Here is a 25050-nt window from a genome sequence, read left to right on the forward strand (position 1 = left end):
GGCATACTCTCTTCACAAGGCGATGTTCAATGCATCGGCGGCGGCCTTCAGTTCATCCAGCGCGCCTTCAAAATCATATTGTCCCAGCATGCGCCGCATCTGGCGCGCATGTTCGGCCTGGCCGACGGCGGTCAGCGCGCCGCACAGGCGGTCCAACAGCTTGACGGCGGCGCCGTCGTCCTGCGCCAGCAGGCGCGCCATCTCATGCGCCAATGCCGTCAGCTCGGCCGTGTCGACGACTTGCGCGGCCGCTGCGGCTTCGTCGGCGGCCGGCTTGTCTTCCATCGACATCGCCATCGCAATGCGCGCCACCAGGTCGTTCAACTCGCCCGCCATTTCGGCGATGGCTTCGTCGCGGCCCTTGGTCGCGCCCATCGCCAGCATCTGCTCCACCTTGCCGGCCGCATCGGCCATGCCGCCGGCGCCGATATTGCCGGCCAGTCCCTTGACAGTATGCGCCTCGCGCGTGGCCCCTGCCAGATCGTTGTTCTCGATGGCGGTGGCGATGCGCTGCATGGCGTCGATCTGGGTTTCGACAAAGCGCGACAGCAGCTTGCGCATCAGCTTAACATTACCGCCGACTCGCTGTAGCGCGGCTTCCATGCGCAGGCCGGCGACCACCGGCAGCGCCTCGTCACGGGCCGCGCCGAAAGGCGTTTCGGCCACCGCTTCGGGCGCCAGCGGATTCTTCACCGTGACCCAGCGCGCCAGCGTGGTGAACAGCTGCGCCACGTCGATAGGCTTGGCGATGAAGTCGTTCATGCCGGCGGCCAGGCACTTCTCCTTGTCGCCGACCATGGCGTTGGCGGTCATGGCGATCACCGGCAGGCCGGCGTAGCGCGCGTCCTCGCGCAGCTTGCGGGTGGCGTCGTAGCCGTCCATGACCGGCATCTGGCAGTCCATCAGCACGCCGTCGTAGTCGGCCACGGCGATTTTCGCCAGCGCCATCGCGCCGTTGACGGCGATGTCGACACGGATACCGGCGTCGCTGAGGATCTGCTGCGCCACTTCCTGATTGACCTCGTTGTCCTCGACCAGCAGCAGGTAGGCGCCGCGCATCGCCTCTTCGGCCGCCATGTAGTCGGCGCGACGGCGCGTGCTGCGGCAACGGCTCAAGTCCTTGCCGAACACGGTGGAAATCGAATCGAGCAGCGTGGACGCGCTGACCGGCTTGTTCAACATGGCGTCGATGGCGATGCCGCGCGCCTCGTCCATCAGCACGTCGCGGTTGTAGGCGGTGACCATGATGAAGGCCGGCGACTCGGCGCCGGCGGCCACGGCCTGCTCGCGTATCGCCTGCAGCGCCTCCAGGCCGTTCATGCCGGGCATTTGCCAGTCCAGCAGCACGATATTGAACGGCCGGCCTTCGTTGCGGGCCTGCGCCGCCATGTCGACGGCGCGCTGGCCGCTGTCGGCGCAGGCGGCGTTGAACTGCATGGTCGACAGCATGCCCATGAAGATTTCGCGGGCGCTGGCGTTGTCGTCCACCACCAGCGCGCGCAGGCCGGAAATGTCCGGCAGCGGCAGCGGCGCCTCGACGGTGGCGACGCCGAATACCGCCGTGAAGTAGAAGGTGCTGCCCACGCCGGGCTGGCTTTCCAGTCCGATCTCGCCGTCCATCAGCTCGACCAAACGCTTGCTGATGGTCAGGCCCAGGCCGGTGCCGCCGTGGTGGCGCGTGGTGGAGGTGTCGGCCTGCGAGAAGGCCTGGAACAGGCGCGCCTGCTGTTCCGGCGTCAGGCCCGGGCCGGTGTCGCGCACGTCCACGCGCAGGCGCACGCGCTCGTCAGGCAAGCGCTCCTGCACGTGGATCGTCACCACGATCTCGCCCTGCTGGGTGAACTTGATGGCGTTGTTGGTCAGGTTGATCATCACCTGGCCGAAGCGCAGCGGATCGCCGACCAGCGCCTGCGGCACGTCGGGCGCGACATCGAACAGCAGCTCCAGGCCCTTGTCCTGCGCCCGCATGACGGACAGGTCGGCGATATTCGCCATCACGTCCTCGACGTAGAAATCGACCTGCTCGAAGGCCAGCTTGCCGGCCTCGATCTTCGAAAAGTCCAGGATGTCGTTGATGATGCCCAGCAGGTTCTTGGCCGCGCCTTCCACTTTCTCCAGGTAGTTGCGCTGCTTGGGCGTGAGGTCGGTTTGCAGCGCCAGGTGGGTCATGCCGATGATGCCGTTCATCGGCGTGCGGATCTCGTGGGACATATTGGCCAGGAAGTCGGACTTCATCTTGGTCGCGTCCTCGGCCACCGTCACCGCGCGGCGCAGCTGCTGTTCGGCCGCCAGGCTGGCCGTCATCAGCTTCAGCGCGTGCAGCAGTTCGCCCGTCTCGTCCTGCGAGGTCACTTCGATCACGGAACTGAGGTCGCCCTGCCCGACGCGCTTGGCGATGCCGATGGCCGCCTCCAGCGGCCGCGTGATCGAGCGCGCCGAAAAGCCGAAGCCTATCCCCACCAGCACCGCCGCGCCGCCCATCAGCGAAATCAGCATCAGCGAAAAATTGATGTCGGCCCGCGCGCGCCCGGCGCTGGCCATCACCTGGCTTTGCTGCAGCTGGCCCAGTATCCGGATCTGCTCCAGCAGGTGATCCAGCGCCGGCAGCGCGATCGCGTTCATTTTTTCTTCGGCCTGGTCGCGGTCTTCGGCCTCCACCATGTCGGCCACGGCGATGAAGGTGTTGTAGTAGGCGGCGCGCGCCTGCTTGACCTTTTCGATCTGCGCCCGCGCTTCCGGCGTGGCGTCCAGCTTGGCCAGCAGTTCCAGCTGGGCGTCGATATCGAGCTTGATGCGGTCGATGTGGCTGTAGCTGTCGACGCGGTGCTTCTGGTCCTTCTGGATGATCAGCGTGATGATGCGGGTCGCGGCCTCGCGCGATTGCGTATCGATGGCGTTGATGGCGGCGCTGGCGGCCCAGTCCTGGTGCAGGATATGGTCGCTCTCGCCGCGGATGGCGTAGATGCGGCTCACGCCCACCAGGATCACGCCTATCATCAGCAGGATCAGGATGATGTAGCCGCTGCTGATGCGCGCGCGGATACCCATGTCGCTAAAACGGCGCATCATGCTTCCTTCAGGTTAGCCGGCCGGCCTGGGATGGTCGGCAATATGCTGTTTCAGACAATCCGGACACCAGCAGCTGGCGCCCGGCGCGGACGGCACCGGCAACGACGCCGGCAAATACGTGCACCAGCAAGGCTGGGCCGGCGCCGCCGGATCGGCGTCCACCATGGCGCAGCTGAATTGGACGCCGCAGCGCGAACAGGTGCTCATGGCGCGCGCCTACGAGTGATGATGTCCCGCGTGCTCGTCGTCGTCCAGCGGCGGCGGGCTGTCGTCCGGGAAGCGGTGCATGGCGGTGCGCAGCAGCGACATCTGGCCGTTGAAGCGGGTGCAGGCGTCGCAGACCATCAGGTGCAGCCGCATGCGGGTGCGTTCGATGAAGGACAAATTGCGGTCCATCCCCTCCGACACCAGCCGGTGCACTTCACGGCAGGTCGGTTTCAAGCCGGTTTTATGTGGTTCCATAGTCGCAGACAGTAAGTGGCGCGGTCACGTGGCCTGGCGGTTGCCAAACCAGTTCAAGTCCAGGCATTCGCGCAGACGCATGCGGGCCCGGTACAGGAGCACCCAGGCATTAGACGTTGTAATCGCCAGTTCCTTACAAATTTCGTCGGTTTCCAGCTCCAGCCATTCGCGCATCATGAAAATGCGGGCGGTCTTGGCGGGCAGCTTTTCCAGGCAAATCTCCAGCACCTTGAAGAAATCCTTCTGCTCCAGCGTGGCATCCGGATCGCCCCAGGCCATCGGCTGATTAACGGTGTGGCCGTCGGCCTTGAACAGCGAATCGATGGCGTCGTCCTCGGACTGGTCCTCGGCGGTGTCGATCTGGCGCTCGCGCGAGCTGGCGCGCAGGCAGTCGATGATCTTGAACTTCAGGATGCCCGTCACATAAGTGCGCAGGGAAGACTGTCCATTGAAGCGTTCGGGCTTTTCCAGCACGGCGATCAGCGCGTCCTGGACCGCGTCTTCGGCCATGGCTTGATTCCGTATTTGCAACTGTGCAAATCTAACAAGCAGGGGGCGCATGACTTCCAGCTGGCGGTGAAGGGTATCGATAGGGCTCATATGACGGCCAGCGTATCGGATGATCTCTGAAAATACAACCGGATAGCCCTATAATGCATGGTTGATTGCAGCATCAGGCTGTAAAATTGCACAAAATTTTCTAACCGGACTCGCCATGACCCAACTAAGCAACCTTAACTTAGGCATGACTGACGACTTGACCGCGGTGGCGCCGCAGATCAAGGCGCAGATCCTGGCTGAGGCCCTGCCCTACATCCGTAATTTCCATGGCAAGACCATTGTCATCAAATACGGTGGCAACGCAATGACCGACGAACGCCTGAAACACGGCTTCGCGCGCGATGTCATTTTGCTCAAACTGGTGGGCATGAACCCGGTCGTGGTGCACGGCGGCGGTCCGCAGATCGACAACGCGCTGAAAAAAATCGGCAAGCAAGGCACTTTCGTGCAGGGCATGCGCATCACCGACGAAGAAACCATGGAAGTGGTGGAGTGGGTGCTGGGCGGCGAAGTCCAGCAGGACATCGTGATGCTGATTAATCACTACGGCGGCCAGGCCGTGGGCCTGACCGGCAAGGACGGCGGCCTGATACGCGCCAAGAAGATGGCCATGCCGGACAAGGACAATCCGGGCCAGTTCCTCGACATCGGCTTCGTCGGCGAGATCGACGCGATCAACCCGGCCGTGGTCAAGGCGCTGCAGGACGACGCCTTCATTCCGATCATTTCGCCGATCGGCTTCGGCCAGGATGGCCAGGCGTACAACATCAACGCCGACGTCGTCGCCGGCAAGATCGCCGAGATCCTGAAGGCTGAAAAGCTGATCATGATGACCAACATCGCCGGCGTGCAGGACAAGCAGGGCAACCTGGTGACCGACCTGTCGGCGCGCGAGATCGACGAGATGTTCGCCGACGGGACGATTTCGGGCGGCATGCTGCCTAAAATTTCATCAGCCCTGGACGCGGCCAAGTCCGGCGTCAACACGGTGCACATCATCGACGGGCGAATTGAACACAGTTTATTGCTCGAGGTGTTGACCGAACAGGCTTTTGGCACTATGATCCGGTCTCACTGAAAAAACGGCGATGCACTTCTAGCCGCGATTTCAAGTGCATCGTCATACCAGTACGCCCTTTTAGCTCAGTGGTAGAGCACTCCCTTGGTAAGGGAGAGGCCACGTGTTCAATCCACGTAAAGGGCACCATTTCTGCAATACCCTTCCTGTAGCACCCTCCCCGTTTAGTAAATCCGCTCTACCGTCATGCCGCGTTTGCGCAGCAGTTCCGGCACGCTTCCGTTACCGACCAAATGCAGTATGCCGATCGCCGCCACGCTATTGTTATCGCGCGCCATCAGCTTGGCCATGCCGTCGGCCAGCGTGGGATTGCGTCCGTCCAGCAGCACCTTCTGCACGAAGCGGCCGGAAAAGCTGTCGTCCATCTCTGCCTTGAGCGCCAGCGCGTCCAGCGCGATGACATCGGCCTTGCGCCAGGCGTCGGCGATCTCGCGCGCCTGGTTGGCCTGCTCCTTGTCCTCGATGCCGGCGATGGCCTCTTGCAGGAAGACCAGCTGCTCGGCGGCGCTCATCTGGTCGAACAGCGCCATCTGGCTCTCGGCCGATTCCAGCTCGACCACTTTCTGGCCGCGCGCGTGCGCCTGCCGCGACAAATGGGCATCCACCGCCAGCGCCGCCTCGTAACCCTGGGCCGAGAACTCGCTCACCGTCAGCAGGCTGGCCAGCAGCCAGGGCTTCATCGCCGCCACGGTCTCCGGTTCGATGTTGTACTGCTTGAGCAGGCGGTCCAGCCGCTGCCGCCAGTCGGCCGACAGTTCCGGTCCGGCCGGGCCGCCCCTGGTCAGCATGCCGTGGCGCTGCACGGCGCGCATCAGCGGCTGCTGGTCGCCCAGCGGATCGATCTCCAGCGCCAGCACCGGCGCCTTCTTCAACGCGGCGGCAATGCGCGGCTCCAGCGGATAGAAGTCGGCCGCGCCGACGTGGATGGTGCCAAACAGGTACAGTGTATGTCCGCCCTGCTGCACCTTGAACAAGGCGCCGTGGTTGGGTACTTGGACCTTGTCGGCGGCCCACGCCGGCGTGAGCATAAGGTAGGACAATGAGAACAAAGTCCAGAACATCACTATAATCTGGCGCTGAATGGCTACCCGCATGGCTTCCTTGGATGACTGACTTGAAGTGAACATTATTACTCGCAACGCCCCGGTGTGGCTATTCGATCTGGATAACACGCTGCACAACGCCTCCCACGCGATCTTCCCGGCGCTCATGGCCAACATGAACGCCTACATCGCCAATGTGCTGGGCGACGGCGTCACGCCCGCCGGCGAAGACGCCGTCAATGCCGCGCGCACCCTGTACTGGCGGCGTTACGGCGCGACCATGCTGGGACTGGTGAAGCACCATGGCGTAAAAGCCGCGCACTTTCTCGACGAAACCCACAGCTTCGACAGCCTGACCGACATGATCCGCGCCGAACGCGGCCTGCGCCAGCTGCTGCGCCGCCTGCCCGGCCGAAAAATCCTGCTGACCAACGCGCCGCACCGCTATTCGACGCAGGTGCTGCGCCACCTGGGCTTGCAGCGCCACTTCAGCCACCACATCTCGGTCGAATCGATGACGGTGCACCGGCAGATGCGGCCCAAGCCGTCCAAGCTGCTGCTGCGTAAGCTGATGCGCAGCCACGGGCTGACGCCCGGCCGCTGCGTGCTGGTCGAGGATACGCTGGCCAATCTGCGCAGCGCCCACGCGCTGGGCATGCGCACCGCGTGGGTCACCCAGTACCTCGAAGTGGGCGACGCGGTTGGCCTGGCGCATCCGCAAAAAAGGTTAATTCGCCCCGCTTATGTCGATGTCAAAGTAAAATCTGTCAGGAAACTGCCGGCACGCCTGCATCACCTGCGCTGAACAAAAAACTTACACATCCATTCACTTATCCGCGAGATCACATGGCAAGCAACCCGCCGGGCCAGCGCCGCATGCAAATTTTGCAGGCGCTGGCGGAGATGCTGGAACAACCCAAAGGCGAGAAAATCACCACCGCTGCGCTGGCGCGCAAGCTGGAGTTTTCCGAGGCCGCGCTGTACCGGCACTTCGCCAGCAAAGCGCAGATGTTCGAGGGGCTGATCGAGTTTATCGAGTCGTCGGTGTTCGGCTTGATCAACCAGATCGCCGAACGCCAGAGCGATGGCCTGGCGCAGGCGCGCGACATTCTCGGCATGCTGCTCAACTTCGCCAGCCAGAATCCCGGCATGACACGGGTGCTGACCGGCGAAGCGCTGGTCAACGAGGACGAGCGCCTGCAACTGCGCATGAACCAGTTCTACGACCGCGTCGAGCTGGCGCTGAAGCAGGCCTTGCGGCTGGCCGTGACCGAAGGCCAGGCGCACGAAGCGGAAGTGGCCGCGCGCGCCGGCATGCTGGTGAGTTTCGTCATCGGCCGCTGGCACCGTTACGCCAAGAGTGGATTCAAGAACAACCCGGCGCAGGACGCGCCGCTGCAAATAGCCCTGTTGCTGCCTTACGTAGAAGATGAACGCTGAATGCTTTGCACTGCTGGATGACGCCAGCCCGGAAGGTACGCAAACTCCGGGTGCGCGTTCACGCCTGTACACCGGCCACACCGGCACGCTGCGTTGCGACGACATCGGCCAGTGGCCGCAACTGCTGGAGCGGATGCAGGCGGCGCTGACGCGCGGCGAATACGCCGTCACCGTATGCAGCTACGAGCTGGGAGCGGAGCTGCTGGAGCTGGGCGCAGCCGCCACCCGCACCGCAGAGACCCCGCCGCTGGCGCAGATCCTGCTGTTCTCGCACTGCGCCCAGCTGTCGTCGGACGAAGTGGGCGACTGGCTGGCGGCGCGTTCCTTCCCGGTCGACCGTCCGTCCGGCATCGCCAACATCCGCCCCAACATCGACCAGGAAGCCTTTAGCGGCGCCCTGGCGCGCATCCACGACTACATCGAGGCCGGCGACACCTACCAGGTCAATTACACGTACAGGCTGCGGTTTGACGCCTTCGGCAGCATCCACGCGCTGTACGCGCGCCTGCGCGGCCGCCAGCCGGTGCCCTACGGCGCGCTGGTGCGGCTGGAGGACGGTACCGCCATCCTGTCGCTGTCGCCCGAACTGTTCGTGCGCCACGAGGACGGCGTGCTAACGGCGCGGCCGATGAAGGGCACCGCGCCCGCCGCGCCGCCATCGCAGCCGGCCGAGAACATCCTGCGCGCCACCACGCTGGCAGCCGATCCGAAGAACCGCGCCGAAAACCTGATGATCGTCGACCTGCTGCGCAACGACATCGCCCGCATCGCGCAGACCGGCAGCGTGGCGGTGCCTGCGCTGTTCGAGGTGCACCGCTACAGCAGCGTGCTGCAAATGACGTCCACCATCACCGCCAGACTGCGCGACGACGCCACGCTGGCCGACATCTTCAACGCGCTGTACCCATGCGGCTCGATCACCGGCGCGCCCAAGCGGCGCACGATGGAGATCATCCGCGAACTGGAGCCGGATCCGCGCGGCGTCTACACCGGCGCCATCGGCTGGTTCGATCCGCGCAAGGATGGCAAGGTGGGCGACTTCTGCATGTCGGTGCCGATCCGCACGCTGACGCTGCAAGCGCCGGCCAGCCCGAACGGCGCGCGCCGCGGCGAGATGGGCGTGGGCGCCGGCATCGTCTTCGACAGCGACGCGCAGGAGGAATACGCCGAATGCCAGCTCAAGGCGCGCTTCCTCACCGGCCTGAAAAACGACTTCGAGATTTTCGAAACCATGCGCGCCACGCGGGCCGACGGCGTGCGCCATCGTGACCGCCACCTGAAGCGGCTGGCGGCATCGGCGGCCTGCTTCGGCTACGCCTGGGACGCTGCGGCGGCCAACGCCTACCTGGACACCGCCTGCGCGATGCTGGATGCGGGTGTCGACTACCGGGTGCGATTGGCGCTCAGCTCAGCGGGCGCGTTCTCGGTGCAGCATGCGCCGGTGACGCCGCTGACGGAACCGGTGCGCGTGCTGCTGGCGCCGGACGCCACCGAGTCGGGCGACCTGTTCCTGCGCCATAAAACCAGCATCCGCAGCCGCTACGACGCCGCCTGGCGCGAGGCCGAGGCGCAGGGCGCTTTCGATACGCTGTTCTTCAACGAGCGCGGCGAGCTGACCGAAGGAGGCCGCACCAACGTCTTCGTGCGCGTGGACGGCCGCTGGCTGACGCCGCCCCTGAGCAGCGGCGTGCTGCCCGGCGTGATGCGCGGCGTAATGCTGGACGATCCGCAATGGCAGGCCAGCGAAGCCGTCATCACGCGCGCGATGCTGGCGGCGGCTGACGAAATCATCGTCTGCAACGCGCTGCGCGGCGCCATGCGAGCCGTATTGGCAAGCTAGGAACGCCACTCCAGCATCTTGTACGGGCCGGCGTCGCCGGTGACACGAAATCCCAGGCGATCATATAAACGCTGCGCCGGATTGCTGCCCTCCACGTGCATGCTGATGCTGCCGCCATCGCGCGCCGCGTCCTGCTGCAAGCCTTGCAGCAGTTGCGTGCCGATGCCCTGGCCTTGCCACGGCGGCAGCAGCGTGATGTCGATCACGTGCGTGACCTGCGGCCGCTGCGCGACGTAGAGGCGGCCGATCGCCGCGCCATCCAGTTCGACGATATCGAACCGCGCGTCGGGATAGGCCGAGCGGTAGTGGCGGTCCTGCGCGTCGAACTGCATGCGCAGGAAAATCTCCGCCTGGCTGGAGTGCCAGCCGAACAAGCCGATTTCGTTCGCGCGGGTGGAGGCGTACACGCTGCGCAGGAAGGCCTCGTCGTCGGGCTGGCTGGATCGGCGCGCCAGCATCACAGGTCGATCATCATTTCGAATCCGCCCCAGACCATGCGCTTGCCGTCGAACGGCATGTTCTTCGGATCCATGTAGTGGGCGATGCGCGGGTCTTTCATCACCTTCTCATTGATCTCGTCGCGCGCGGCGCGGGAGGCGTAGACAATCCATGAAAACACCACGGACTCGCCGTCCTGCAGGTCGACGCTGAGCGGGAACGACGTCACCTTGCCGGGCGGGACATCGTCGCCTATGCACTCGCGGAATTCGAGCGCGCCGAACTCCTTCCAGACCTTGCCGCATTCAAGCGACATTTTCTTGTACGCCTCAACATTTTCCTTCGGCACCGGAATCACAAAACCGTCTACATAGGACATGGCTGTCTCCTTCTCAGTTTGGAAATTCAGGGTAGCCAAATATGGCAGATTTGACAAGCAGTGCCGTGCGCGCGGTTGAATGGAGTAAGCTTGGACACCAAAGAAATCGGGAGAGCTGCATGACCATCAACGCGGGCCGACTGTTCGCTGCTGCGCTACTCGCTAGCATGCTGGCATCATCGGGGCCGGCACGGGCCGCCCCGTTGATCCGCCTGGGCTCGGACGACTGGTGCCCGTTTGTGTGCGCGGTCGACGGCAAGCCGCCCAGCGGCTATCTGGTGGAGCTGACCGCGATGGCGATGGCGCTGGAAGGGTATCGGGCGGAACCGGTGCTCATGCCGCTCAACCGCGCCATCACGCAAACGGCGCACGGCGATATCGAAGGGGTGTACGCGCCGCCGATCGATCAGCGCCTGCGTTTGAGCGCCCCCCTGGCGCAGTCGCGGGCCTGCTTCTACACGCGGGTGGGCGACGATTGGACTTTTCAATCCATCAAGTCGCTCAAAACACTGGTGGTCGGCGTGATCGACGACTACGGCTACGACGACGGGCCGATGGATGCCTATATCGCGGAAAACCGGCATAAACCTGCCCTCATCGCACTCGCCTTCGGCGCATCGGCCGGCACCACCAATGTCCAGAAGCTGCTGGGCGGACGCTATCGTGTGATGCTGGAACATACCGCCGTCATGGCGCAATTGAGCAAGCGGCTCGACGTGGCCGACCGCATCCGCCAGGCGGGCTGCCTGGAACACGAACTGCCCCTGACCATCGGCTTCGCGACACAGGATATACGCGCCGACACCTGGATCCGCGCGCTGGCCGACGGCATGCACAAACTTGAAACTTCGGGCGATCTGAAGGCGCTGCAAAAGCGCTACAAAATCGACTAGATCGTGTGGGCGAAGCGGCGGCGGTAGGCGCCCGGCGTGGTGGCGGCCAGGCGGCGGAAATGGTGGCGCAGCGATTCCTCCGAACCGAAACCGGCACGCTCGGCGATCTGCGCCAGCGGCACGTCCGGCACCTCCAGCATGTCCTTGACGATGGCGACGCGCTCGCGGATCAGCCATTCGACCGGGCCGAGGCCGGTAGCCTGCTGGAACTGGCGCTGCAAGGTGCGCGGACTCATGGCGGCGCGTTCGGCCATGCTGTTGACGGTGTGCGGCTGTTCGGGGTGGCTGCGCAGCCAGTCCATCAAGCGCGACAGGCGGCCCTGCTCGCCCTGTGCCATCGGCCGCGGCAGGAACTGCGCCTGGCCGCCTTCGCGATGCGGCGCCACCACCAGCCGCTGCGCCACCAGGTTGCCGACCTTGGCGCCGTAATCCCTGCGCACCAGATGCAGCAGCATGTCGAGTCCGGCGGCCGAACCGGCCGCGGTGATGATCTGGCCGTTGTCCACATACAGGTCGTCGGGCTGGACCTGGATCTGTGGATAACGTTGGGCCAGGCGGTCGGCGTAGCGCCAGTGGGTGGTGGCGCGCTGGCCGTCCAGCACGCCGGCGGCGGCCAGCACGAAGACGCCGGAGCAGATCGAGCACAGGCGGGCGCCGCGCCGGTGGGCGGCGCGGATCATATCCAGCACGGCCGGCGGCGGCAGTTCGTCGGCGTCGCGCCAGCCGGGGATGACGATGGTGTCGGCCCGTTCCAACAGCTCCGGCGCGTACGGCGCCTGCACGGTGATGCCGCCGGCCGCGCGGATCGGGCCGGGTTCGACGGCGCAGACGGCGAAGTCGTACCAGTCCACGTCCAGCTCGGGACGTTCCAGCGCGAACAGTTCGACCGTGCAGCCGAACTCGAAGGTGCACAGGCGGTCGTAGGCCAGTGCGACAACCAGATGTTTTTTCATGGCGTAATCTTAACGCAGAATGGCTTATGCGCCACTGCCGGCGATGGCGGCGGCGTCGCACAATGGCGTCACTGTCCACTCATTGAAGGAGATCACGATGTCCGCCAAGTCCCTCGTCGCCGCCATTCCCGCCGCCGCCAGCAGCGATGCGCTGGCCCGCTTTGAAGCCAGCTTCAGCTACGAAACCGACTGCTGGGACGTGCACAACGCGCTGACCAACGGCCCGCAGGATTTCGTTCTGCTGGATGTGCGCGGCACGGAGAAATACGCGGCCGGCCACGTGCCGGGCGCGCTGGACCTGGCGCACCGCAAGATCATCGGCTCCAGGCTGGCCGAGTTCCCGGCCGACACGCTGTTCGTGGTGTACTGCGCCGGCCCCCACTGCAACGGCGCCGCCCGCGCCGCCGTGCGGCTGGCGCAACTGGGCCGCCCAGTCAAAGTGATGCCGGGTGGGATTACTGGTTGGGTGGATGAGGGCTTTGCGTTGGCGACAGCGTAAGGTCACGGGACCTCGATAAACTTCCCCGCTTTAAAATACCCTCTCGCCACCCGGCCATCAAGTTCACGGATGACCAGTTGGGGGTCTTGCGGATCGGTGCTGAAGATGGGCGTGCCCGGCTCGGTGAGCGCATCGGCTAGCGCAATCACACCGCGCTTGCCGAAGTTGCGCGCTCGCACCAATTGCAGGACCGTTGACGGTTTCGTCCGGATTGTAATGCTGCCAACCGAGATATCAAGCATGGCGCCTCCACTCTGCCGATTGAGCTGCCGGGGCAGCCATTATTGGTAGACCCCGGTCCTGCTCAAAAGTTCACGACAGCGGCGCAACCAGATCCAGCCACCGCGTGATGGTCTGCGCAGGAGCTCCCATTTCGCGGATATCGAACAGAATCTCTTTGTTTGCGCGCACATGAACGGGGGTGTAAGTCTGCCGAAGCGTGCAGCTGTTATCAAACAGAATCGCAGCATCCACGACGTCCAGCGCATGCGCAACCGCCTGCTGGGTGCGTGGAAAGCGCTCGATCAACTTGCGGTGCGCAACTTTGTGACCACCCTCATGTACTCGCGTCAGTACTCGTCCGATGGAAAGGCCCACATCAGCCAGGCCAACGAACAACAACACTACAAAGTACCCGGCGCTGCGCAGTCGTTCTATCAGATCTATCTTGCTGCGAACAGTCCCGTCTGGCATTGGCTGCCAATACGAAAACACGGTCTCAAAGGCAAAAGTGGCTTGGCTGGCAATGGCCTCGTTCATCAAGTCAGCGATACCACGCTGGGAGATACCCATCCATAAGGAATTTTGATCGCGAAATCTTTGCGCCCACGCCGGCCAAAGACGGCCGTCATGCTGTTCAGGCAACAACGAAAGCAACATCCGATCTGCATTTAGCAGTGGAATTTTGAAATGATCAGCAAGAAACTCGTACCATAAGGTCGACTTCCCCGATCCATTATGCCCGCAGAGGACAATAGCCAATTGCCTGCTCTCCTGCGGCAGTGCCATGCGGACCGCGCCGCGAACTGTGCGTACCACGCGCACAATAGGCTCACTTTATTTCGACAAACTTGCCGCCAATGAAGCGGCCACGAGAGGTTTTTCGTTTGAGTTTACGGATGACGATCGTTGGATCGGAGGGATCGGCGGAAAACAGCGGTGTATCGCTCTTGAAGCGCAGGCTCAGCTCAGCAGGCAAAGCGGCTACTGCCACGGGTAAGGCCTTGGCTACACGACGGCTGTCTCGCAGATCGGCATCCTCTGCAACCGGCGGAACTACTACCTGCATCTTTCTGTTACGCGCCATAGCATCCTCCTGCACTGGCGGTTAAGCCGCCGGGGCAGCCATGATTGGTAGACCCCGGCACTGCTCAAAAGTTCAGCACCGCTTACATCGCCAGCGCTTTTTCCACCGCGCCGACCAGTTGCTTGTCGCTAGGCGTGACTTTGCTGCCGAAGTTCTCCACCACCTTGCCGTTGCGGTCGATCAGGTATTTGTGGAAGTTCCACGCCGGCGCCTTGCCGGTGATTTTGATCAGGTTGGCGAACAGCGGATTCGGCTCCTTGCCCGACACCACCGACTTGGCGAACATCGGGAACTTCACGCCGTAGGTGTTGTAGCAGAAATCGGCGATTTCCTTGCTGCTGCCCGGCTCCTGCTGGCCGAAGTCGTTCGACGGGAAGCCCAGCACCACCAGGCCCTTGCTGCCGTACTTGGCGTACATCGCTTCCAGGCCCTCGTACTGGCTGGTGAAGCCGCAGTAGCTGGCGGTGTTGACCACCAGGATCACCTTGCCGGCGTACTGGCACAGGTCCTGCGGCGACTCGTCCTGCAAGCGCTTGAAGGTTTGCTTGAGAATGGCCGGGCAACTGCCCGCCGCAGCGGCCGGGGCCGCCGTTGGCGCGGCGGCGGGCGCCTGGGCAAACGCGGACGCGCTGGCCAGCAAAGTCAGCGAGGAAAGCAGGCATAACTGGGCAAAGGTCTTGGACATGGTGATGGGCCGAAAAAGGGAAAAAACCATTCTATGCCAAACGCCAACACCCTGCTTGCCGAGGCTGTGAATAACAATTTTATGCCCCGCGCACGATTGAGCGAAATTAAGAAAATGACACTCCCCTGCCCCACACTCGACTCCAGATCCGACGCGAGGAGAGCGTGATGAGAATACTGTGTCTGCTGTGGCTGCTGATGGGCGCGGCCCAGGCGCAGATGGCGCAGCTAGAACCACTGCCGAATATGACGACCACCCAGGTCACCGTCTCCGGCCTCTCGTCCGGAGCCTACATGGCGGTGCAGTTCGAGGTGGCCTTCTCGGAGACGGTGCGGGGCGCCGGCGTCATCGCCGGCGGGCCGTACTTCTGCTCGCAGGGCAGCGTGTTCACCGCCACCACCAGTTGCAGCTGCACCAGCGAGCTGTTCACCTGCCGCGTGCGCCCCGGCGGCACCCGCATCAACGACCTAATCGCCTTCACCGACTGGTTCGCCGGCGCCGGCACCATCGACCCCACGGCCGCCCTGGCCGGCCACCATATCTGGATGCTGTCCGGCAGCGCCGACTCGGTCGTGCCGCAGGCGGTGATGACCGACCTGTACTTCTACTATCGCCACTATGTCGACGCCGACCACATCTCCTACACCCGCACCCTGCCGGCCGAGCACGCGATGCCGACGGACCAGTTCGGCAACACCTGCAGCACGCTGGGCACGCCCTACATCAACAACTGCGGCTACGATGCGGCGGGCGAACTGCTGCGCTGGATCTACGGCCCGCTCACGCCACGCAACAACGGCACGCTGGGCGGCCGCCTGATCGCCTTCGACCAATCGGATTTTTTGCCGCTGCCCGGCTGGCACGGCATGGCCAGCACTGGCTATATGTACCTGCCCAAGGCCTGCGACGGCAACAGCGGCGCCGGCTGCAAGCTGCACGTGGCCTTCCATGGCTGCCTGCAAGACCTGGACAGCATCGGCACCACCTTTGTCGAGCACGCCGGCTACAACGCCTGGGCCGACAGCAACAAGATCGTGGTGCTGTATCCGCAGGCGTCGGCGATCTACCCGTACACCAATCCCAACGCATGCTGGGACTGGTTTTCCTATGACGATCCGCGCTTTGCACAGCAATCCGGCCACCAGATGGCGGCCGTCAAGCGCATGGTCGACCGGCTGACCGGCGTGGCGCCGGCCACCGTGCTGGTGCGGCTAGGCGCGCACGACTAGATGCCGCCGAGGCAGATGTATTTGATGACCAGGTAGTCGTCCAGCCCGTAGTGCGAGCCTTCGCGCCCCAGGCCCGATTGCTTGACGCCGCCGAACGGTGCGATTTCATTGGAGATCAAGCCGGTGTTGACGCCGACCATGCCGCTCTCCAGCCCTTCCGCCACGCGCCAGATGCGGCCGATGTCGCGCGAATAGAAGTAGCTGGCCAGGCCGAACTCGGTGTTGTTGGCCAGTTCCACGGCTTGCTCGTCGGTCGTGAAGCGGAACAGCGGCGCCAGCGGACCGAAGGTCTCTTCGGTGGCGACGATCATGTCGCTGGTGACGTCGGCGATCACGGTCGGCTGGAAGAAGCTGTGGCCCAGCGCGTGCCGCTTGCCGCCGACCAGCAGGCGACCGCCCTTGGCCAGCGCATCGGCCACATGCTGCTCGACCTTCTGCACCGCCTTATCGTCGATCAGCGGCCCCTGGGTCACGCCCTCGTCCGCGCCGTTGCCGACCTTGAGCTTGGCCACGGCGGCCACCAGCTTTTCGGCAAATTGTTCGTACACGCCGTCCTGCACGTAGATGCGGTTGGCGCAGACGCAGGTCTGGCCGGCGTTGCGGTACTTGGAGGCCAATGCGCCCTCCACCGCCGCATCGAGGTCGGCATCGTCGAACACGATAAACGGCGCGTTGCCGCCCAGTTCCAGCGACAGCTTCTTGATCGTCTTGGCGCTCTGCTCCATCAGCAGACGGCCCACCGCCGTCGAGCCGGTGAAGGTCAACTTGCGCACGGTCGGGTTGGACGTCATCTCGGCGCCGATATCCTTCGGCGTACCGGTCACCACGCTGAACACGCCAGCCGGTACGCCCGCGCGCTCGGCCAATACAGCCAGCGCCAGCGCGCAGTACGGCGTCGATTCCGCGGGCTTGAGTACCATCGGACAGCCGGCGGCCAGTGCGGGACCGGCCTTGCGGGTGATCATCGCGATCGGGAAGTTCCACGGCGTGATGGCGGCGCAGACGCCGATCGGCTCCTTGGTCACCACCAAACGGCGGTCCAGCCACGGCGACGCCAGCGTTTCGCCGGACACGCGCTTGGCTTCCTCGCCAAACCATTCGATGAAGGACGCGCCATACGCCACCTCGCCGCGCGACTCAGCCAGCGGCTTGCCCTGTTCGGCCGTCATCAGCTGCGCCAGGTCTTCGGTGTTTTCCAGGATCAGGTCATTCCACTTGCGCAGGATGACGGCGCGCTCCTTGGCGCTCTTCTTGCGCCATGCGGGCCACGCCGCGTTGGCGGCGGCGATGGCGCGGCGCGTCTCGGCGGTGCCCATCAACGGCACGGTGCCGAGTTGCTCGCCGGTGGCGGGATTGGTCACGGCCAGCGTGGCGCCGTTGTCGGCATCGGCCCACTCGCCGTTGATGTAGGCCTGCTGCCGCAGCAGGCTGGGATCTTTAAGTTGCAGCATTGGTAGACTCCTTTACTCCACGGTGAACGAGGACAAATCGGGATGCGGTTCGGGATACGCCAGGTCCATGCCTTCCAAGGTCTCCAGCAGCAGGCTGGCGACCACCAGGTTGCGGTGGGTCTTGGAATTGGCCGGCACCACGTACCACGGCGCATGCGGCGCGTTGGTCTCGCGGATGGCCTGTTCGTAAGCGCGCTGGTACTCGCCCCATTTCTTGCGCTGCTCGACGTCGGCCGGATTGAATTTCCACTGCTTGTCGGGATCGTCCAAGCGCTCCTGCAAGCGCTCGCGCTGCTCTTCCTTCGAGATGTGCAGGAACACTTTGACGATCACCGTGCCAGTCTCCGCCAGCATGCGTTCGAAATCGCGGATCTGCGCGTAACGGCGCTGGCATTCCTCGCCGTCGATCATGCCCTGTACCTTGGTGATCAACACGTCTTCGTAGTGGCTGCGGTTGAAGATCGCGATCTCGCCCTTGACCGGTACCTGCTGGTGCACGCGCCACAGGTAGTCGTGCGCCAGTTCGTTGTCGGTCGGCGCCTTGAAGGCGGCGGCCCGTATGCCCATCGGGCTGATGCCGCTGAACATGGCGCGTATCGTGCCGTCCTTGCCGGCGGTGTCCATGCCCTGCAAGATCAGCAGCACCTTCTGCTGGTGCTGTGCATACAGCTTGTCCTGCAAGGCGCCGATGCGGTCGAGCAGCGCGGCGATGCGCTTGCGGTCCAGCGCCTTGGCCTTGGACTTGCTCAATTCCGGGTTGGCGGAGCGGCTGGAAAAAGCCGCGTCGTCTGCATATTTTTCGTGCAGTTTGAGTTTGGCGGAGGCGCCGAAGCGCTGGCGGGCGTTATGTGTCATGAGATCAGCTTATCACTTTGCGGCAAGGGTTGCGGCGCGATAGCCCCACCACGCGGCCTCCTCGAACACCGAGAAGCCCGACAGGTCGGCATGCGCGAACAGTATGGGACCATCGACCTCGCGCAGCGCCTTCATGCCGGCGTTGCTGCGGAAGTTGGGTCCCGGCGACGCCATCGCGTGGCCGCGCAGCGTGATGTCGACCCGTTCGACGCAGGAGGCGAACTGCGAGCCGTAGGCTTCCTTCAGATCGGCGCTGGCCAGCGCCAGCAGCTCCTCCGGCTTGGCCGCCTCCAGCCAGCGGCGCGCGGCGGCAGGCTTGCGGTCCGACAGCGCGACGTAGGCGCTGAAGACGGTCTTCTCCGGCGGCCGCACGCGGATGTCCTGATGCGTCGAGACGACAAAGCCCAGTCCCGGCTCGCTGTACACCACGTTATCCCACGACAGCGGCTGGCTGGGACGCTCGTCCGGGAAGCGCTTGAGCAGGAAGTTCGCCACCATCCACGGCGCGTAGTCGGGAACGTGTTTGACCGGATCGAAACCGTAAGCGGCGATGTTATCCACAACCCGCGCCGCCACGTAGGTGGGCATCGCGCAGATCGCCTTGCGGGCGCGGACCATGTAGGTGGACGGCTTGCCGTTTTCCAGCTTGAAGCACAGCGCCTCGACGCCGCCCGCCGTGGTCTTCAGCGACACGACGGTGCCGGCCTTGCGCTGGATGCCGGACGCGCGCTCGATGCCGGAAGCCAGCGGCTGCAAGCCTCCCGGCCAGGTGAGCCAGGCACCGTTGCCGGCGTTGGCGGCCTGGCCCCAGCGGCTGCAATAGTAGTGCAGCCCGGCCCAGGCCGAAACCTGGTCATAGCGGGTGCCGTAGTCGTCGCGGCAGCAGTAGTTCAGGTACCAGTGCAGCGTCGGCGACTTGTAGCCGTTCTGCTCCAGCCACTGCTTGAGAGTGATGCGATCCAGCGCCTGCCACTGCGGGTCTTCCGACGACAGCACGGTCGGGAACACGAACACGCGGCGGCCGTCGGCGCCGTGAGTCTGGCGCAGCCGCGTTACCTCGGCGAAGAAGCGCGTGTGTTCGTCGCGCTCCCATTGCGGCACGCCGTCGGTGGGAATGAAACCGTCCTGCCAGTGGCCGTTGAACAGCAGGCGTTCTTCCGGACCGTGCAGGATGAAACGCTCGTCGTAGTAAGGCTTCTCCGCCATCGCATCTTTTTGAATGATGCCCAGGTCGGCCAGGATCTCGCGCACGTGCACCGATTCCGGCGATGGCAGCGGCAGGTAGTGCGCGCCGGTCGGATATTCGAGGTCGCCGAAGGCGCCGCCGGCGGCGTTACCGTGCGGCTGCGGGCCGTCTATCATCAACACATCGGTCTTGCCGAGTTTTTTCAGCTTCCACGCGGCGGTCAGGCCGGCCACGCCGGAGCCGAGGATGGCGATGTCGGTGTGGATAACTTCCGATGGCGGCGGCAAGGCGCGGCGGTCGCGCAGGAAGTGGCCCTCGTCGCGGCCCGGATAGTGGACCGTTGGCGTGATCTCCTGCCAGCGATGAAATCCTGCCACGCTACCCGCCGCCACCACGCCGCTGGCGCCGGCCCATACAAGGAAGGAGCGGCGCAGCATCAGCGTATCACCCTGCGCCAGTCCTGCTCGAACTCGTGCACCAGCGACTGCGTGTTGAGGCGGTTCGGCTCCATCGGCAGCGCCTTCATATCCGGCGGGAAGATGAACATCTCGCGCGTGGTGTCGGCGTTCAGGTAGCGCATCGGCAGGCGGTATTCGGTGGGCGGCTTGTAGTCCGCCTGCGGCGTGGCGAGGATGAAGCCCCATTCGCCGAACGACGGCACGTAGGCGTGGTAGGGATAGGTCTTCAGGCCCACTTCGCGCAGCGTGGCGTCGATGGTCCAGTAAGCGTGCGGCGCGAAGAACGGCGACGTCGATTGCACCACCATCAAGCCATTGGCGGCCAGGTGCTTCTTCACCATGCCGTAGAACGGCACCGAATACAGCTTGCCCAGCGCGAAACTGGACGGATCGGGGAAATCGACGATGACGGCGTCAAACATATCGTCGCTGTGCTGCAGCCAGATCGCCGCGTCGGCGTTGATGACGCGCACCCGCTTGTCGCTGAAGGAGCCATGATTCAGCTTGACCAGCTCTTCGCGCTTGGTGAAGGCGCCCGTCATTGCCGGGTCGAGGTCGACCAGCGTGACCTGTTCGATATTCGGATAACGCAGGATCTCGCGCAGCGCCAGGCCGTCGCCGCCGCCCAGCACCAGCACGTGCCGCGCCCAAGGCAGCGGTTGCAGCACCGGGTGCACCAGCGCTTCGTGATAGCGGTACTCGTCGCGCGAGGAGAATTGCAGGTTGCCGTTGATGTACAGGCGCAGGTCGTCCTTCCAGCGCGTGATCACCAGCCGCTGATAGGGCGTGGTGGTGGCGTACACGATCTCGTCGCCGAACAGGCCATGCTCGCCCCAGTAGGTCATCTTGTCGGCGAAGGCGAAGCCGAAAATCAGCACGCACATCACACTGGCGGCGCGCAGCATGCGGCCGGTGACGTTTTTCAGCTCTGTGCGAAACGCCGTAATTGTCCACAGGGCGACGCCCACATTGAGCATGCCGAACAAAAACCCGGTGCGCACCAGCCCCAGATACGGCGCCAGCACCAGCGGGAACAACAGCGACACCGCCAGCGCGCCCAGGTAATCGAAAGTCAGCACGCGGCTGACCAGCTCATTGAATTCGGTCTTGCGCTCGTTAAGCGCGCGCATCACCAGCGGCACCTCCATGCCGACGAAGGCGCCGATCAGGAATACCATCACGTACAGCAGCGTGCGGAACGGCGCCGCCATCCACGAGAAGGTCAGGAACAGCACCGCCGCCGACAGGCCGCCCACCAGGCCGACCGCCAGTTCGATATCCACAAAGCGCGCCAGCACATCCTCATCCCTGACATACTTGGAAAAGTGGGCGCCGACGCCCATGGCGAACAGATAGCAGCCGATGATGGTGGAGAACTGCAAGATGGAATCGCCCAGCAGGTAGCTGGACAGGGCGCCGGCGATCAATTCGTAGGCCAGGCCGCAGGAAGCGACGACGAAGACGGACAGGATGAGAATCTTTTTGGTCATTTAGCTATTTTTGCACTAATATGTTTGAGCGTTAGCAAGTTAACCACTTTAACCCAAGGTGCGCCGTGCCCGCCATCCTAAACTACCTGATTCATCTTTTGCTGGCCGCCGTGCTGCTGGCGATATTTTTCAAAGCCTACACGTGGATGACGCCTTTTGACGAGGTGCTGCTGATACGGCAGGGGAATTTCGCCGCGGCGCTATCGCTGGGCGGGGCCTTGATAGGTTTTTCCATCACCATCGCCTCGGCGCTGGTGCATACTGCCGATTACAAGGAGTTCTCCGCCTGGGCGCTCGGCGCGATGGTGGTGCAGATGCTGGCCTATGCCATCACCACGCGCGCGCTGAACATGTCGAAGGACCAGATCGAAGGCAACAACGCGGCCTTCGGCGGCCTGCTGGGGGCCATTTCCATTTCCATCGGCGCCATCAACGGCGCCTGCATTTCCTAATTAGCGAGGACCATCATGGGCTTAGGCAGCTTTATCAAGAAGCAGTTTATAGACGTACTTCAGTGGAACGAGGAAGTCGACGGCGTACTGGCCTGGCGTTATCCGATGCAGGACCAGGAGATCCAGAATGGCGGCGTGCTGGTGGTGCGTGAATCGCAGATGGCGGTGTTCGTCAACGAGGGCCAGATCGCCGACGTGTTCGGCCCCGGCACCCATAAGCTGAGCACCCAAACCCTGCCGGTGCTGACCAACCTGAAAAACTGGGACAAGCTGTTCGATTCGCCGTTCAAGTCGGATGTCTATTATTTCAGCACCCGCGTGCAGACCGGCCGTAAATGGGGCACGCAGCAGCCGATCACCATCCGCGACAAGGACTTTGACATGGTGCGCGTGCGCGCCTTCGGCATGTATTCGTACCGCGTGGCCGATCCGCGGCTGTTCTTCAAGGAGATCAGCGGCACCCGCGAGGCCTACACCCGCGACGAGGTGGAAGACCAGCTGCGCGGCATCCTGATGGCGACCATGGCCAGCTCGCTGGGCAGCGCGCAAGTGCCCTTCCTCGACATGGCGGCCAACCAGGCGCTGATGGCGCGGCAGGTCAAGGGCGACCTGGCCACGGCGTTCAGCCGCTACGGCATCGGCCTCGATGAATTCAACGTCGCCAGCGTCAGCCTGCCGGAAGAACTGCAGGCCGCGCTGGACGAACGCATCTCCGCCGGCATGAAGGGCGGCATGAGCGCCGACAAGATGGCCGGCTTCACCAAGTACCAGGTGGCCAGCGCGATTCCGCTGGCGGCGCAGAACGAGGGCGGCATGGCCGGCATCGGCGTCGGCCTGGGCGCGGGCGTGCAGCTGGGCCAGGTGATGGGCCAGGCGCTCGGCGCGACCCTGGCGCCGCAGGCGGCTCCCACAGCAGCAGCACCGGCCGAGGACTCGATCGAGGCGCGGCTGGAAAAACTTAAGGGTCTGCTCGACAAGGGCTTGATCACGGCTACCGACTACGACAGCACCAAGGCCGAGCTGCTGAAAAAACTGCTCGGTTAAGCGCACTACATGCAAATCGTTTCCTGTCCCAGCTGCGGCGCGGAAGTCAAATTCCGCTCGGCTGCCTCGGTTATGGCTGTCTGCGAATATTGCAGCACCAGCGTGCTCAAAGACGCCGACTCGGTCAAGGACCTGGGCAAGATGTCGTCCGTGCTGGAGGACTATTCGCCGATCCAGATCGGCACCACCGGCATACTGGGCAAGCGCCAGTTCACGGTGGTCGGCCGCATCCAGCTGCGCTATTCGGCCGGCATGTGGAACGAGTGGTACCTGCTGTTCGACGACGGCGTCACCTCGTGGCTGGGCGATTCGTCCGGCATGTACACCGTCACCGCGCAGTACAAGGGCGAAGGCGAACTACCGGCCTTCGAGCAGCTGCAGCCCGGCCGTAGCTACCCGATCAACGGCGCGCCCTATATTGCCGCCGAAATTCGCACTGCGGATTGCATCGGCGGCCAGGGCGAGCTGCCGTTCAAGGTCGGCGAAGGTTACCAGGCCAAGGTGGCGGACTTCCGCCGCGGCGGCGAATTCATCACGCTCGATTATTCGGATTCGCCGCGGCCCGTGGTCTACACCGGCGTGGCCGTCACGCTGGAAAGCATGAAATGCCAGCTGCTGCGCGACGACGACACCATCCAGCGCGCGGCCGGCCGTTATCGCGGCAAGCTCGATGCGCTCGATTGCCCATCCTGCGGCAGCGCGATCAAATACATCCCCGGCGTGACGGCGACGCTGGTGTGCCCGGCCTGCCACGCGCAGATCGACGCCGCCAGTCCAAAGGCCGAAGTGCTGGCGGCCGGCGAACGCGTGGCCGCCGTGCCGATGACGATAGAACTGGGCGCGACCGCCAGGATCAACAACCAGGACTTCACCATCATCGGCATGATGCGCCGCGCCGACGACGAAGGCACGCAGTGGAACGAGTACCTGATGTACGGCACCCGCGCCGGCTTCTCGTGGCTGGTGGAGACCGACGAAGGCTGGTCCGGTTCCAACGTGATGGCCGAGTGGCCGGCCTGGTACGCGCCCGGCGCGCCGACGGTGACTGTGGATAAGTCGCAGTTTTCCCGTCTGTACGATTACGGTTCGGTGGTGACCTTCGCGGCCGGCGCCTTCAACTGGCGGGTGGCGGCGGGCGACCGCACGCGGGTGGAGGAATTCTCCGCCGGCCAGATCCGGCTGGCGTCCGAAACCACCGAGCAGGAGATGACGTGGTCGCGCTCCTCGCCGGTATCGGCCGACCAGCTCAAAGCCTGGTTCGGCGACCAGTTCAAGGGCCGCGTGGGCGCGCCGGCGGCGGCCAAGGGCGGCAAGCGCCGCTACCGCGACACGGCCAAATACATCATCTGGTTCATGCTGGCGATTAATGCGATTCCGTTGCTGATGAATTTCTCCGGAACCTGGTTCCTCAGCCTGGTCGGCGCGGCGGCGATCTACCTGCCCGCCTGGTTTATGGATAACGAAGACAAATCATGAGCAAATTCTTCATCTACGCGATCATCGTTTCGGTGGTCACCTCGGGCAGCAGCTGGATGCGCGCCATGAGCGGCAGCAGCAACTACAGCAGCGGCTACCGGGGCAGCACCTGGAGTTCGAACACCGGCGGTGGCGGCGGCAGTTACGGCGGCGGCTCCGGCGGCGGAGGCCACAAGTGAAACGCGAAGCACTCCCGGATCCGGCGCAGCCGGTGGTCCACCAGCCGGCCGGCACGCATCTGCTGGCGGACCTGAGCGGCATCGCTGCCGAAAAACTGGGCGATTGCGCCGCGCTGGACGCGCTGCTGCGCGCGGCCGCCGAGGCCGCGCACGCGCGCGTGCTGTTCAGTCATTTTCACGGATTTGGCGAGGGCCAGGGCGTGACCGGGGTGGTGCTGCTGGCCGAATCGCACATCTCGATCCACACCTGGCCCGAATGCGGCTTTGCCGCCGCCGACATCTTCATGTGCGGCAGCGCGAGGCCTGAGTTAGCGCTCACCATCATTGAAACGGCCTTGCAGCCGACGTCCAGCCAGATCAACACGGTGCGACGCGCACCGCCCGCGATCAGTTGACCCGGGCGGCGCTCTGGCTCGGCGACATCAGCTTCAACGGCACTTCCTCCAGCGGCAGGCTGGCTGCCATGACGGGCGCGGCGACCTGGGGCGCCGGCACAACGACGATGTGCGGCGCCGGGGCGCAAGCCGCCATCGCCAACAGACACGACAAAGCGAGTATTCTCTTCATGTATTTCCCCTGATGGA

The 25050-nt window shown here is 64.1% G+C and carries 29 protein-coding genes and 1 tRNA gene; 13 read left to right on the forward strand and 17 right to left on the reverse strand.

Features of this window, described 5'->3' with window-relative positions; genetic code table 11:
• Positions 1-12: 12 nt before the first annotated feature.
• Genes D0T21_RS20875 through D0T21_RS20890 form a run of 4 tightly spaced genes read right to left on the reverse strand, consistent with a single transcriptional unit; the run spans position 13 to position 4131 of the window.
• Entirely contained in the window at positions 13-3069 is a 3057-nt protein-coding gene (locus tag D0T21_RS20875; protein ID WP_229211576.1) for a hybrid sensor histidine kinase/response regulator, read from the reverse strand.
• Positions 3070-3081: 12 nt separating this feature from the next.
• Positions 3082-3276, reverse strand: a complete 195-nt coding sequence (locus D0T21_RS20880) for a cysteine-rich CWC family protein (RefSeq protein ID WP_116991236.1) — start codon at positions 3274-3276, stop codon at positions 3082-3084.
• 9 nt (positions 3277-3285) lie between these two features.
• A complete protein-coding gene (locus tag D0T21_RS20885; protein ID WP_116991237.1) occupies positions 3286-3531 on the reverse strand; it encodes a zf-HC2 domain-containing protein in 246 nt (81 codons plus the stop codon).
• Positions 3532-3555: 24 nt separating this feature from the next.
• Positions 3556-4131, reverse strand: coding sequence for a sigma-70 family RNA polymerase sigma factor (locus tag D0T21_RS20890; RefSeq protein ID WP_116991238.1), 576 nt, complete (start codon positions 4129-4131; stop codon positions 3556-3558).
• 145 nt (positions 4132-4276) lie between these two features.
• Between D0T21_RS20890 and argB the strand changes: the two genes are divergently transcribed.
• Together argB and D0T21_RS20900 are read left to right on the forward strand one after the other, a co-directional pair.
• On the forward strand, positions 4277-5170 hold the full coding sequence (gene argB / locus D0T21_RS20895) for an acetylglutamate kinase (protein WP_020704010.1): 894 nt from the start codon (positions 4277-4279) through the stop codon (positions 5168-5170).
• Between the two features lie 54 nt (positions 5171-5224).
• A tRNA-Thr gene (locus tag D0T21_RS20900) sits at positions 5225-5299 on the forward strand.
• A 35-nt stretch (positions 5300-5334) separates the two neighbouring features.
• On the opposite strand, the gene D0T21_RS20905 is transcribed toward D0T21_RS20900, so the two are convergent.
• Complete coding sequence (locus D0T21_RS20905) at positions 5335-6210, reverse strand: TraB/GumN family protein (RefSeq protein WP_229211577.1); 876 nt, start codon at positions 6208-6210, stop codon at positions 5335-5337.
• 85 nt (positions 6211-6295) lie between these two features.
• Here D0T21_RS20905 and D0T21_RS20910 point away from each other — a divergent pair, with 85 nt between their 5' ends.
• The 3 genes from D0T21_RS20910 to pabB are packed head-to-tail and all read left to right on the forward strand — an operon-like array spanning position 6296 to position 9493.
• Entirely contained in the window at positions 6296-7018 is a 723-nt protein-coding gene (locus D0T21_RS20910) for a pyrimidine 5'-nucleotidase (protein WP_373886681.1), read from the forward strand.
• A 41-nt stretch (positions 7019-7059) separates the two neighbouring features.
• Positions 7060-7653, forward strand: coding sequence for a nucleoid occlusion factor SlmA (slmA, locus tag D0T21_RS20915; protein WP_116991241.1), 594 nt, complete (start codon positions 7060-7062; stop codon positions 7651-7653).
• On the forward strand, positions 7643-9493 hold the full coding sequence (gene pabB, locus D0T21_RS20920; RefSeq protein ID WP_116991242.1) for an aminodeoxychorismate synthase component I: 1851 nt from the start codon (positions 7643-7645) through the stop codon (positions 9491-9493). The genes slmA and pabB overlap by 11 nt, the downstream gene beginning before the upstream one ends.
• Here the strand turns inward: pabB and D0T21_RS20925 are convergent.
• The gene (locus D0T21_RS20925; RefSeq protein ID WP_116991243.1) at positions 9490-9951 is read right to left on the reverse strand and encodes a GNAT family N-acetyltransferase; all 462 of its coding nucleotides are present in this window, start codon (positions 9949-9951) and stop codon (positions 9490-9492) included. The two genes, pabB and D0T21_RS20925, sit on opposite strands and share 4 nt — an antisense overlap.
• Positions 9951-10310, reverse strand: a complete 360-nt coding sequence (locus D0T21_RS20930; RefSeq protein ID WP_116991244.1) for a DUF1428 domain-containing protein — start codon at positions 10308-10310, stop codon at positions 9951-9953. Before D0T21_RS20930 ends, D0T21_RS20925 begins: the two co-directional genes overlap by 1 nt.
• Before the next feature lie 119 nt (positions 10311-10429).
• Between D0T21_RS20930 and D0T21_RS20935 the strand changes: the two genes are divergently transcribed.
• Entirely contained in the window at positions 10430-11203 is a 774-nt protein-coding gene (locus tag D0T21_RS20935) for an ABC transporter substrate-binding protein (protein WP_147328148.1), read from the forward strand.
• Here D0T21_RS20935 and ftrA read toward each other — a convergent pair.
• Positions 11200-12156, reverse strand: coding sequence for a transcriptional regulator FtrA (ftrA, locus tag D0T21_RS20940; protein ID WP_116991246.1), 957 nt, complete (start codon positions 12154-12156; stop codon positions 11200-11202). The two genes, D0T21_RS20935 and ftrA, sit on opposite strands and share 4 nt — an antisense overlap.
• A gap of 97 nt (positions 12157-12253) precedes the next feature.
• Here ftrA and D0T21_RS20945 point away from each other — a divergent pair, with 97 nt between their 5' ends.
• The gene (locus D0T21_RS20945) at positions 12254-12655 is read left to right on the forward strand and encodes a rhodanese-like domain-containing protein (RefSeq protein WP_116991436.1); all 402 of its coding nucleotides are present in this window, start codon (positions 12254-12256) and stop codon (positions 12653-12655) included.
• Positions 12656-12657: 2 nt separating this feature from the next.
• On the opposite strand, the gene D0T21_RS20950 is transcribed toward D0T21_RS20945, so the two are convergent.
• The 4 genes from D0T21_RS20950 to D0T21_RS20960 all read right to left on the reverse strand — a co-directional run bounded on the left by D0T21_RS20950 (position 12658) and on the right by D0T21_RS20960 (position 14646).
• Positions 12658-12897, reverse strand: a complete 240-nt coding sequence (locus D0T21_RS20950; protein WP_116991247.1) for a hypothetical protein — start codon at positions 12895-12897, stop codon at positions 12658-12660.
• Positions 12898-12967: 70 nt separating this feature from the next.
• Positions 12968-13663: a toxin gene (locus tag D0T21_RS20955; RefSeq protein ID WP_116991248.1), complete on the reverse strand. Its 696-nt coding sequence runs from the start codon at positions 13661-13663 to the stop codon at positions 12968-12970.
• A gap of 43 nt (positions 13664-13706) precedes the next feature.
• On the reverse strand, positions 13707-13961 hold the full coding sequence (locus D0T21_RS31800) for a hypothetical protein (RefSeq protein ID WP_147328149.1): 255 nt from the start codon (positions 13959-13961) through the stop codon (positions 13707-13709).
• Positions 13962-14043: 82 nt separating this feature from the next.
• Entirely contained in the window at positions 14044-14646 is a 603-nt protein-coding gene (locus tag D0T21_RS20960) for a glutathione peroxidase (protein ID WP_020703997.1), read from the reverse strand.
• Between the two features lie 167 nt (positions 14647-14813).
• Here D0T21_RS20960 and D0T21_RS20965 point away from each other — a divergent pair, with 167 nt between their 5' ends.
• On the forward strand, positions 14814-15875 hold the full coding sequence (locus D0T21_RS20965) for a PHB depolymerase family esterase (protein ID WP_229211579.1): 1062 nt from the start codon (positions 14814-14816) through the stop codon (positions 15873-15875).
• On the opposite strand, the gene D0T21_RS20970 is transcribed toward D0T21_RS20965, so the two are convergent.
• From D0T21_RS20970 to D0T21_RS20985, 4 genes are read right to left on the reverse strand one after another with little or no spacing between them, the layout of a single operon-like run.
• Positions 15872-17326 (reverse strand): NAD-dependent succinate-semialdehyde dehydrogenase, encoded by a 1455-nt coding sequence (locus tag D0T21_RS20970; protein ID WP_116991249.1) that lies wholly within the window; start codon positions 17324-17326, stop codon positions 15872-15874. The two genes, D0T21_RS20965 and D0T21_RS20970, sit on opposite strands and share 4 nt — an antisense overlap.
• 12 nt (positions 17327-17338) lie before the next feature.
• Positions 17339-18181, reverse strand: a complete 843-nt coding sequence (locus D0T21_RS20975; RefSeq protein ID WP_116991250.1) for a polyphosphate kinase 2 family protein — start codon at positions 18179-18181, stop codon at positions 17339-17341.
• A 12-nt stretch (positions 18182-18193) separates the two neighbouring features.
• On the reverse strand, positions 18194-19804 hold the full coding sequence (locus tag D0T21_RS20980) for an NAD(P)/FAD-dependent oxidoreductase (RefSeq protein ID WP_116991251.1): 1611 nt from the start codon (positions 19802-19804) through the stop codon (positions 18194-18196).
• Positions 19804-21315 (reverse strand): polyamine aminopropyltransferase, encoded by a 1512-nt coding sequence (locus D0T21_RS20985; RefSeq protein ID WP_116991252.1) that lies wholly within the window; start codon positions 21313-21315, stop codon positions 19804-19806. Before D0T21_RS20985 ends, D0T21_RS20980 begins: the two co-directional genes overlap by 1 nt.
• A gap of 65 nt (positions 21316-21380) precedes the next feature.
• On the opposite strand from D0T21_RS20985, the gene D0T21_RS20990 reads away from it, so the two are divergent.
• Genes D0T21_RS20990 through speD form a run of 5 tightly spaced genes read left to right on the forward strand, consistent with a single transcriptional unit; the run spans position 21381 to position 24861 of the window.
• Complete coding sequence (locus D0T21_RS20990; protein ID WP_229211580.1) at positions 21381-21767, forward strand: DUF350 domain-containing protein; 387 nt, start codon at positions 21381-21383, stop codon at positions 21765-21767.
• A 15-nt stretch (positions 21768-21782) separates the two neighbouring features.
• Positions 21783-22811: an SPFH domain-containing protein gene (locus tag D0T21_RS20995; RefSeq protein WP_116991254.1), complete on the forward strand. Its 1029-nt coding sequence runs from the start codon at positions 21783-21785 to the stop codon at positions 22809-22811.
• A 9-nt stretch (positions 22812-22820) separates the two neighbouring features.
• On the forward strand, positions 22821-24287 hold the full coding sequence (locus D0T21_RS21000; protein WP_116991255.1) for a DUF4178 domain-containing protein: 1467 nt from the start codon (positions 22821-22823) through the stop codon (positions 24285-24287).
• Positions 24284-24466, forward strand: coding sequence for a hypothetical protein (locus D0T21_RS21005; RefSeq protein ID WP_116991256.1), 183 nt, complete (start codon positions 24284-24286; stop codon positions 24464-24466). The genes D0T21_RS21000 and D0T21_RS21005 overlap by 4 nt, the downstream gene beginning before the upstream one ends.
• The gene (gene speD, locus D0T21_RS21010) at positions 24463-24861 is read left to right on the forward strand and encodes an adenosylmethionine decarboxylase (RefSeq protein WP_116991257.1); all 399 of its coding nucleotides are present in this window, start codon (positions 24463-24465) and stop codon (positions 24859-24861) included. The genes D0T21_RS21005 and speD overlap by 4 nt, the downstream gene beginning before the upstream one ends.
• Here speD and D0T21_RS31805 read toward each other — a convergent pair.
• Positions 24854-25033 carry a hypothetical protein gene (locus D0T21_RS31805; RefSeq protein WP_147328150.1) on the reverse strand — a complete coding sequence of 60 codons (180 nt, stop codon included), beginning with the start codon at positions 25031-25033 and terminating at the stop codon, positions 24854-24856. The genes speD and D0T21_RS31805 overlap by 8 nt on opposite strands.
• Positions 25034-25050 lie beyond the last annotated feature (17 nt).

It is taken from the genome of Duganella sp. BJB476, from assembly GCF_003416895.1.
Lineage (GTDB): Bacteria > Pseudomonadota > Gammaproteobacteria > Burkholderiales > Burkholderiaceae_D > Rugamonas.

Coding starts and splice junctions, on each gene's coding strand:
- D0T21_RS21005 (WP_116991256.1), top strand. CDS start 24,284: ATGAGCAAATTCTTCATCTACGCGATCATCGTTTCGGTGGTCACCTCG.
- D0T21_RS20965 (WP_229211579.1), top strand. CDS start 14,814: ATGAGAATACTGTGTCTGCTGTGGCTGCTGATGGGCGCGGCCCAGGCG.
- D0T21_RS20885 (WP_116991237.1), bottom strand. CDS start 3,531: ATGGAACCACATAAAACCGGCTTGAAACCGACCTGCCGTGAAGTGCAC.
- D0T21_RS20980 (WP_116991251.1), bottom strand. CDS start 19,804: ATGCTGCGCCGCTCCTTCCTTGTATGGGCCGGCGCCAGCGGCGTGGTG.
- D0T21_RS21000 (WP_116991255.1), top strand. CDS start 22,821: ATGCAAATCGTTTCCTGTCCCAGCTGCGGCGCGGAAGTCAAATTCCGC.
- pabB (WP_116991242.1), top strand. CDS start 7,643: ATGAACGCTGAATGCTTTGCACTGCTGGATGACGCCAGCCCGGAAGGT.
- D0T21_RS20930 (WP_116991244.1), bottom strand. CDS start 10,310: ATGTCCTATGTAGACGGTTTTGTGATTCCGGTGCCGAAGGAAAATGTT.
- D0T21_RS20925 (WP_116991243.1), bottom strand. CDS start 9,951: ATGCTGGCGCGCCGATCCAGCCAGCCCGACGACGAGGCCTTCCTGCGC.
- D0T21_RS20985 (WP_116991252.1), bottom strand. CDS start 21,315: ATGACCAAAAAGATTCTCATCCTGTCCGTCTTCGTCGTCGCTTCCTGC.
- D0T21_RS31805 (WP_147328150.1), bottom strand. CDS start 25,033: ATGAAGAGAATACTCGCTTTGTCGTGTCTGTTGGCGATGGCGGCTTGC.
- D0T21_RS20880 (WP_116991236.1), bottom strand. CDS start 3,276: ATGAGCACCTGTTCGCGCTGCGGCGTCCAATTCAGCTGCGCCATGGTG.
- D0T21_RS20995 (WP_116991254.1), top strand. CDS start 21,783: ATGGGCTTAGGCAGCTTTATCAAGAAGCAGTTTATAGACGTACTTCAG.
- D0T21_RS20950 (WP_116991247.1), bottom strand. CDS start 12,897: ATGCTTGATATCTCGGTTGGCAGCATTACAATCCGGACGAAACCGTCA.
- D0T21_RS20945 (WP_116991436.1), top strand. CDS start 12,254: ATGTCCGCCAAGTCCCTCGTCGCCGCCATTCCCGCCGCCGCCAGCAGC.
- D0T21_RS20960 (WP_020703997.1), bottom strand. CDS start 14,646: ATGTCCAAGACCTTTGCCCAGTTATGCCTGCTTTCCTCGCTGACTTTG.
- D0T21_RS20890 (WP_116991238.1), bottom strand. CDS start 4,131: ATGAGCCCTATCGATACCCTTCACCGCCAGCTGGAAGTCATGCGCCCC.
- D0T21_RS20935 (WP_147328148.1), top strand. CDS start 10,430: ATGACCATCAACGCGGGCCGACTGTTCGCTGCTGCGCTACTCGCTAGC.
- D0T21_RS20955 (WP_116991248.1), bottom strand. CDS start 13,663: ATGGCACTGCCGCAGGAGAGCAGGCAATTGGCTATTGTCCTCTGCGGG.
- D0T21_RS20975 (WP_116991250.1), bottom strand. CDS start 18,181: ATGACACATAACGCCCGCCAGCGCTTCGGCGCCTCCGCCAAACTCAAA.
- argB (WP_020704010.1), top strand. CDS start 4,277: ATGACTGACGACTTGACCGCGGTGGCGCCGCAGATCAAGGCGCAGATC.
- ftrA (WP_116991246.1), bottom strand. CDS start 12,156: ATGAAAAAACATCTGGTTGTCGCACTGGCCTACGACCGCCTGTGCACC.
- D0T21_RS20875 (WP_229211576.1), bottom strand. CDS start 3,069: ATGATGCGCCGTTTTAGCGACATGGGTATCCGCGCGCGCATCAGCAGC.
- D0T21_RS31800 (WP_147328149.1), bottom strand. CDS start 13,961: ATGGCGCGTAACAGAAAGATGCAGGTAGTAGTTCCGCCGGTTGCAGAG.
- slmA (WP_116991241.1), top strand. CDS start 7,060: ATGGCAAGCAACCCGCCGGGCCAGCGCCGCATGCAAATTTTGCAGGCG.
- D0T21_RS20970 (WP_116991249.1), bottom strand. CDS start 17,326: ATGCTGCAACTTAAAGATCCCAGCCTGCTGCGGCAGCAGGCCTACATC.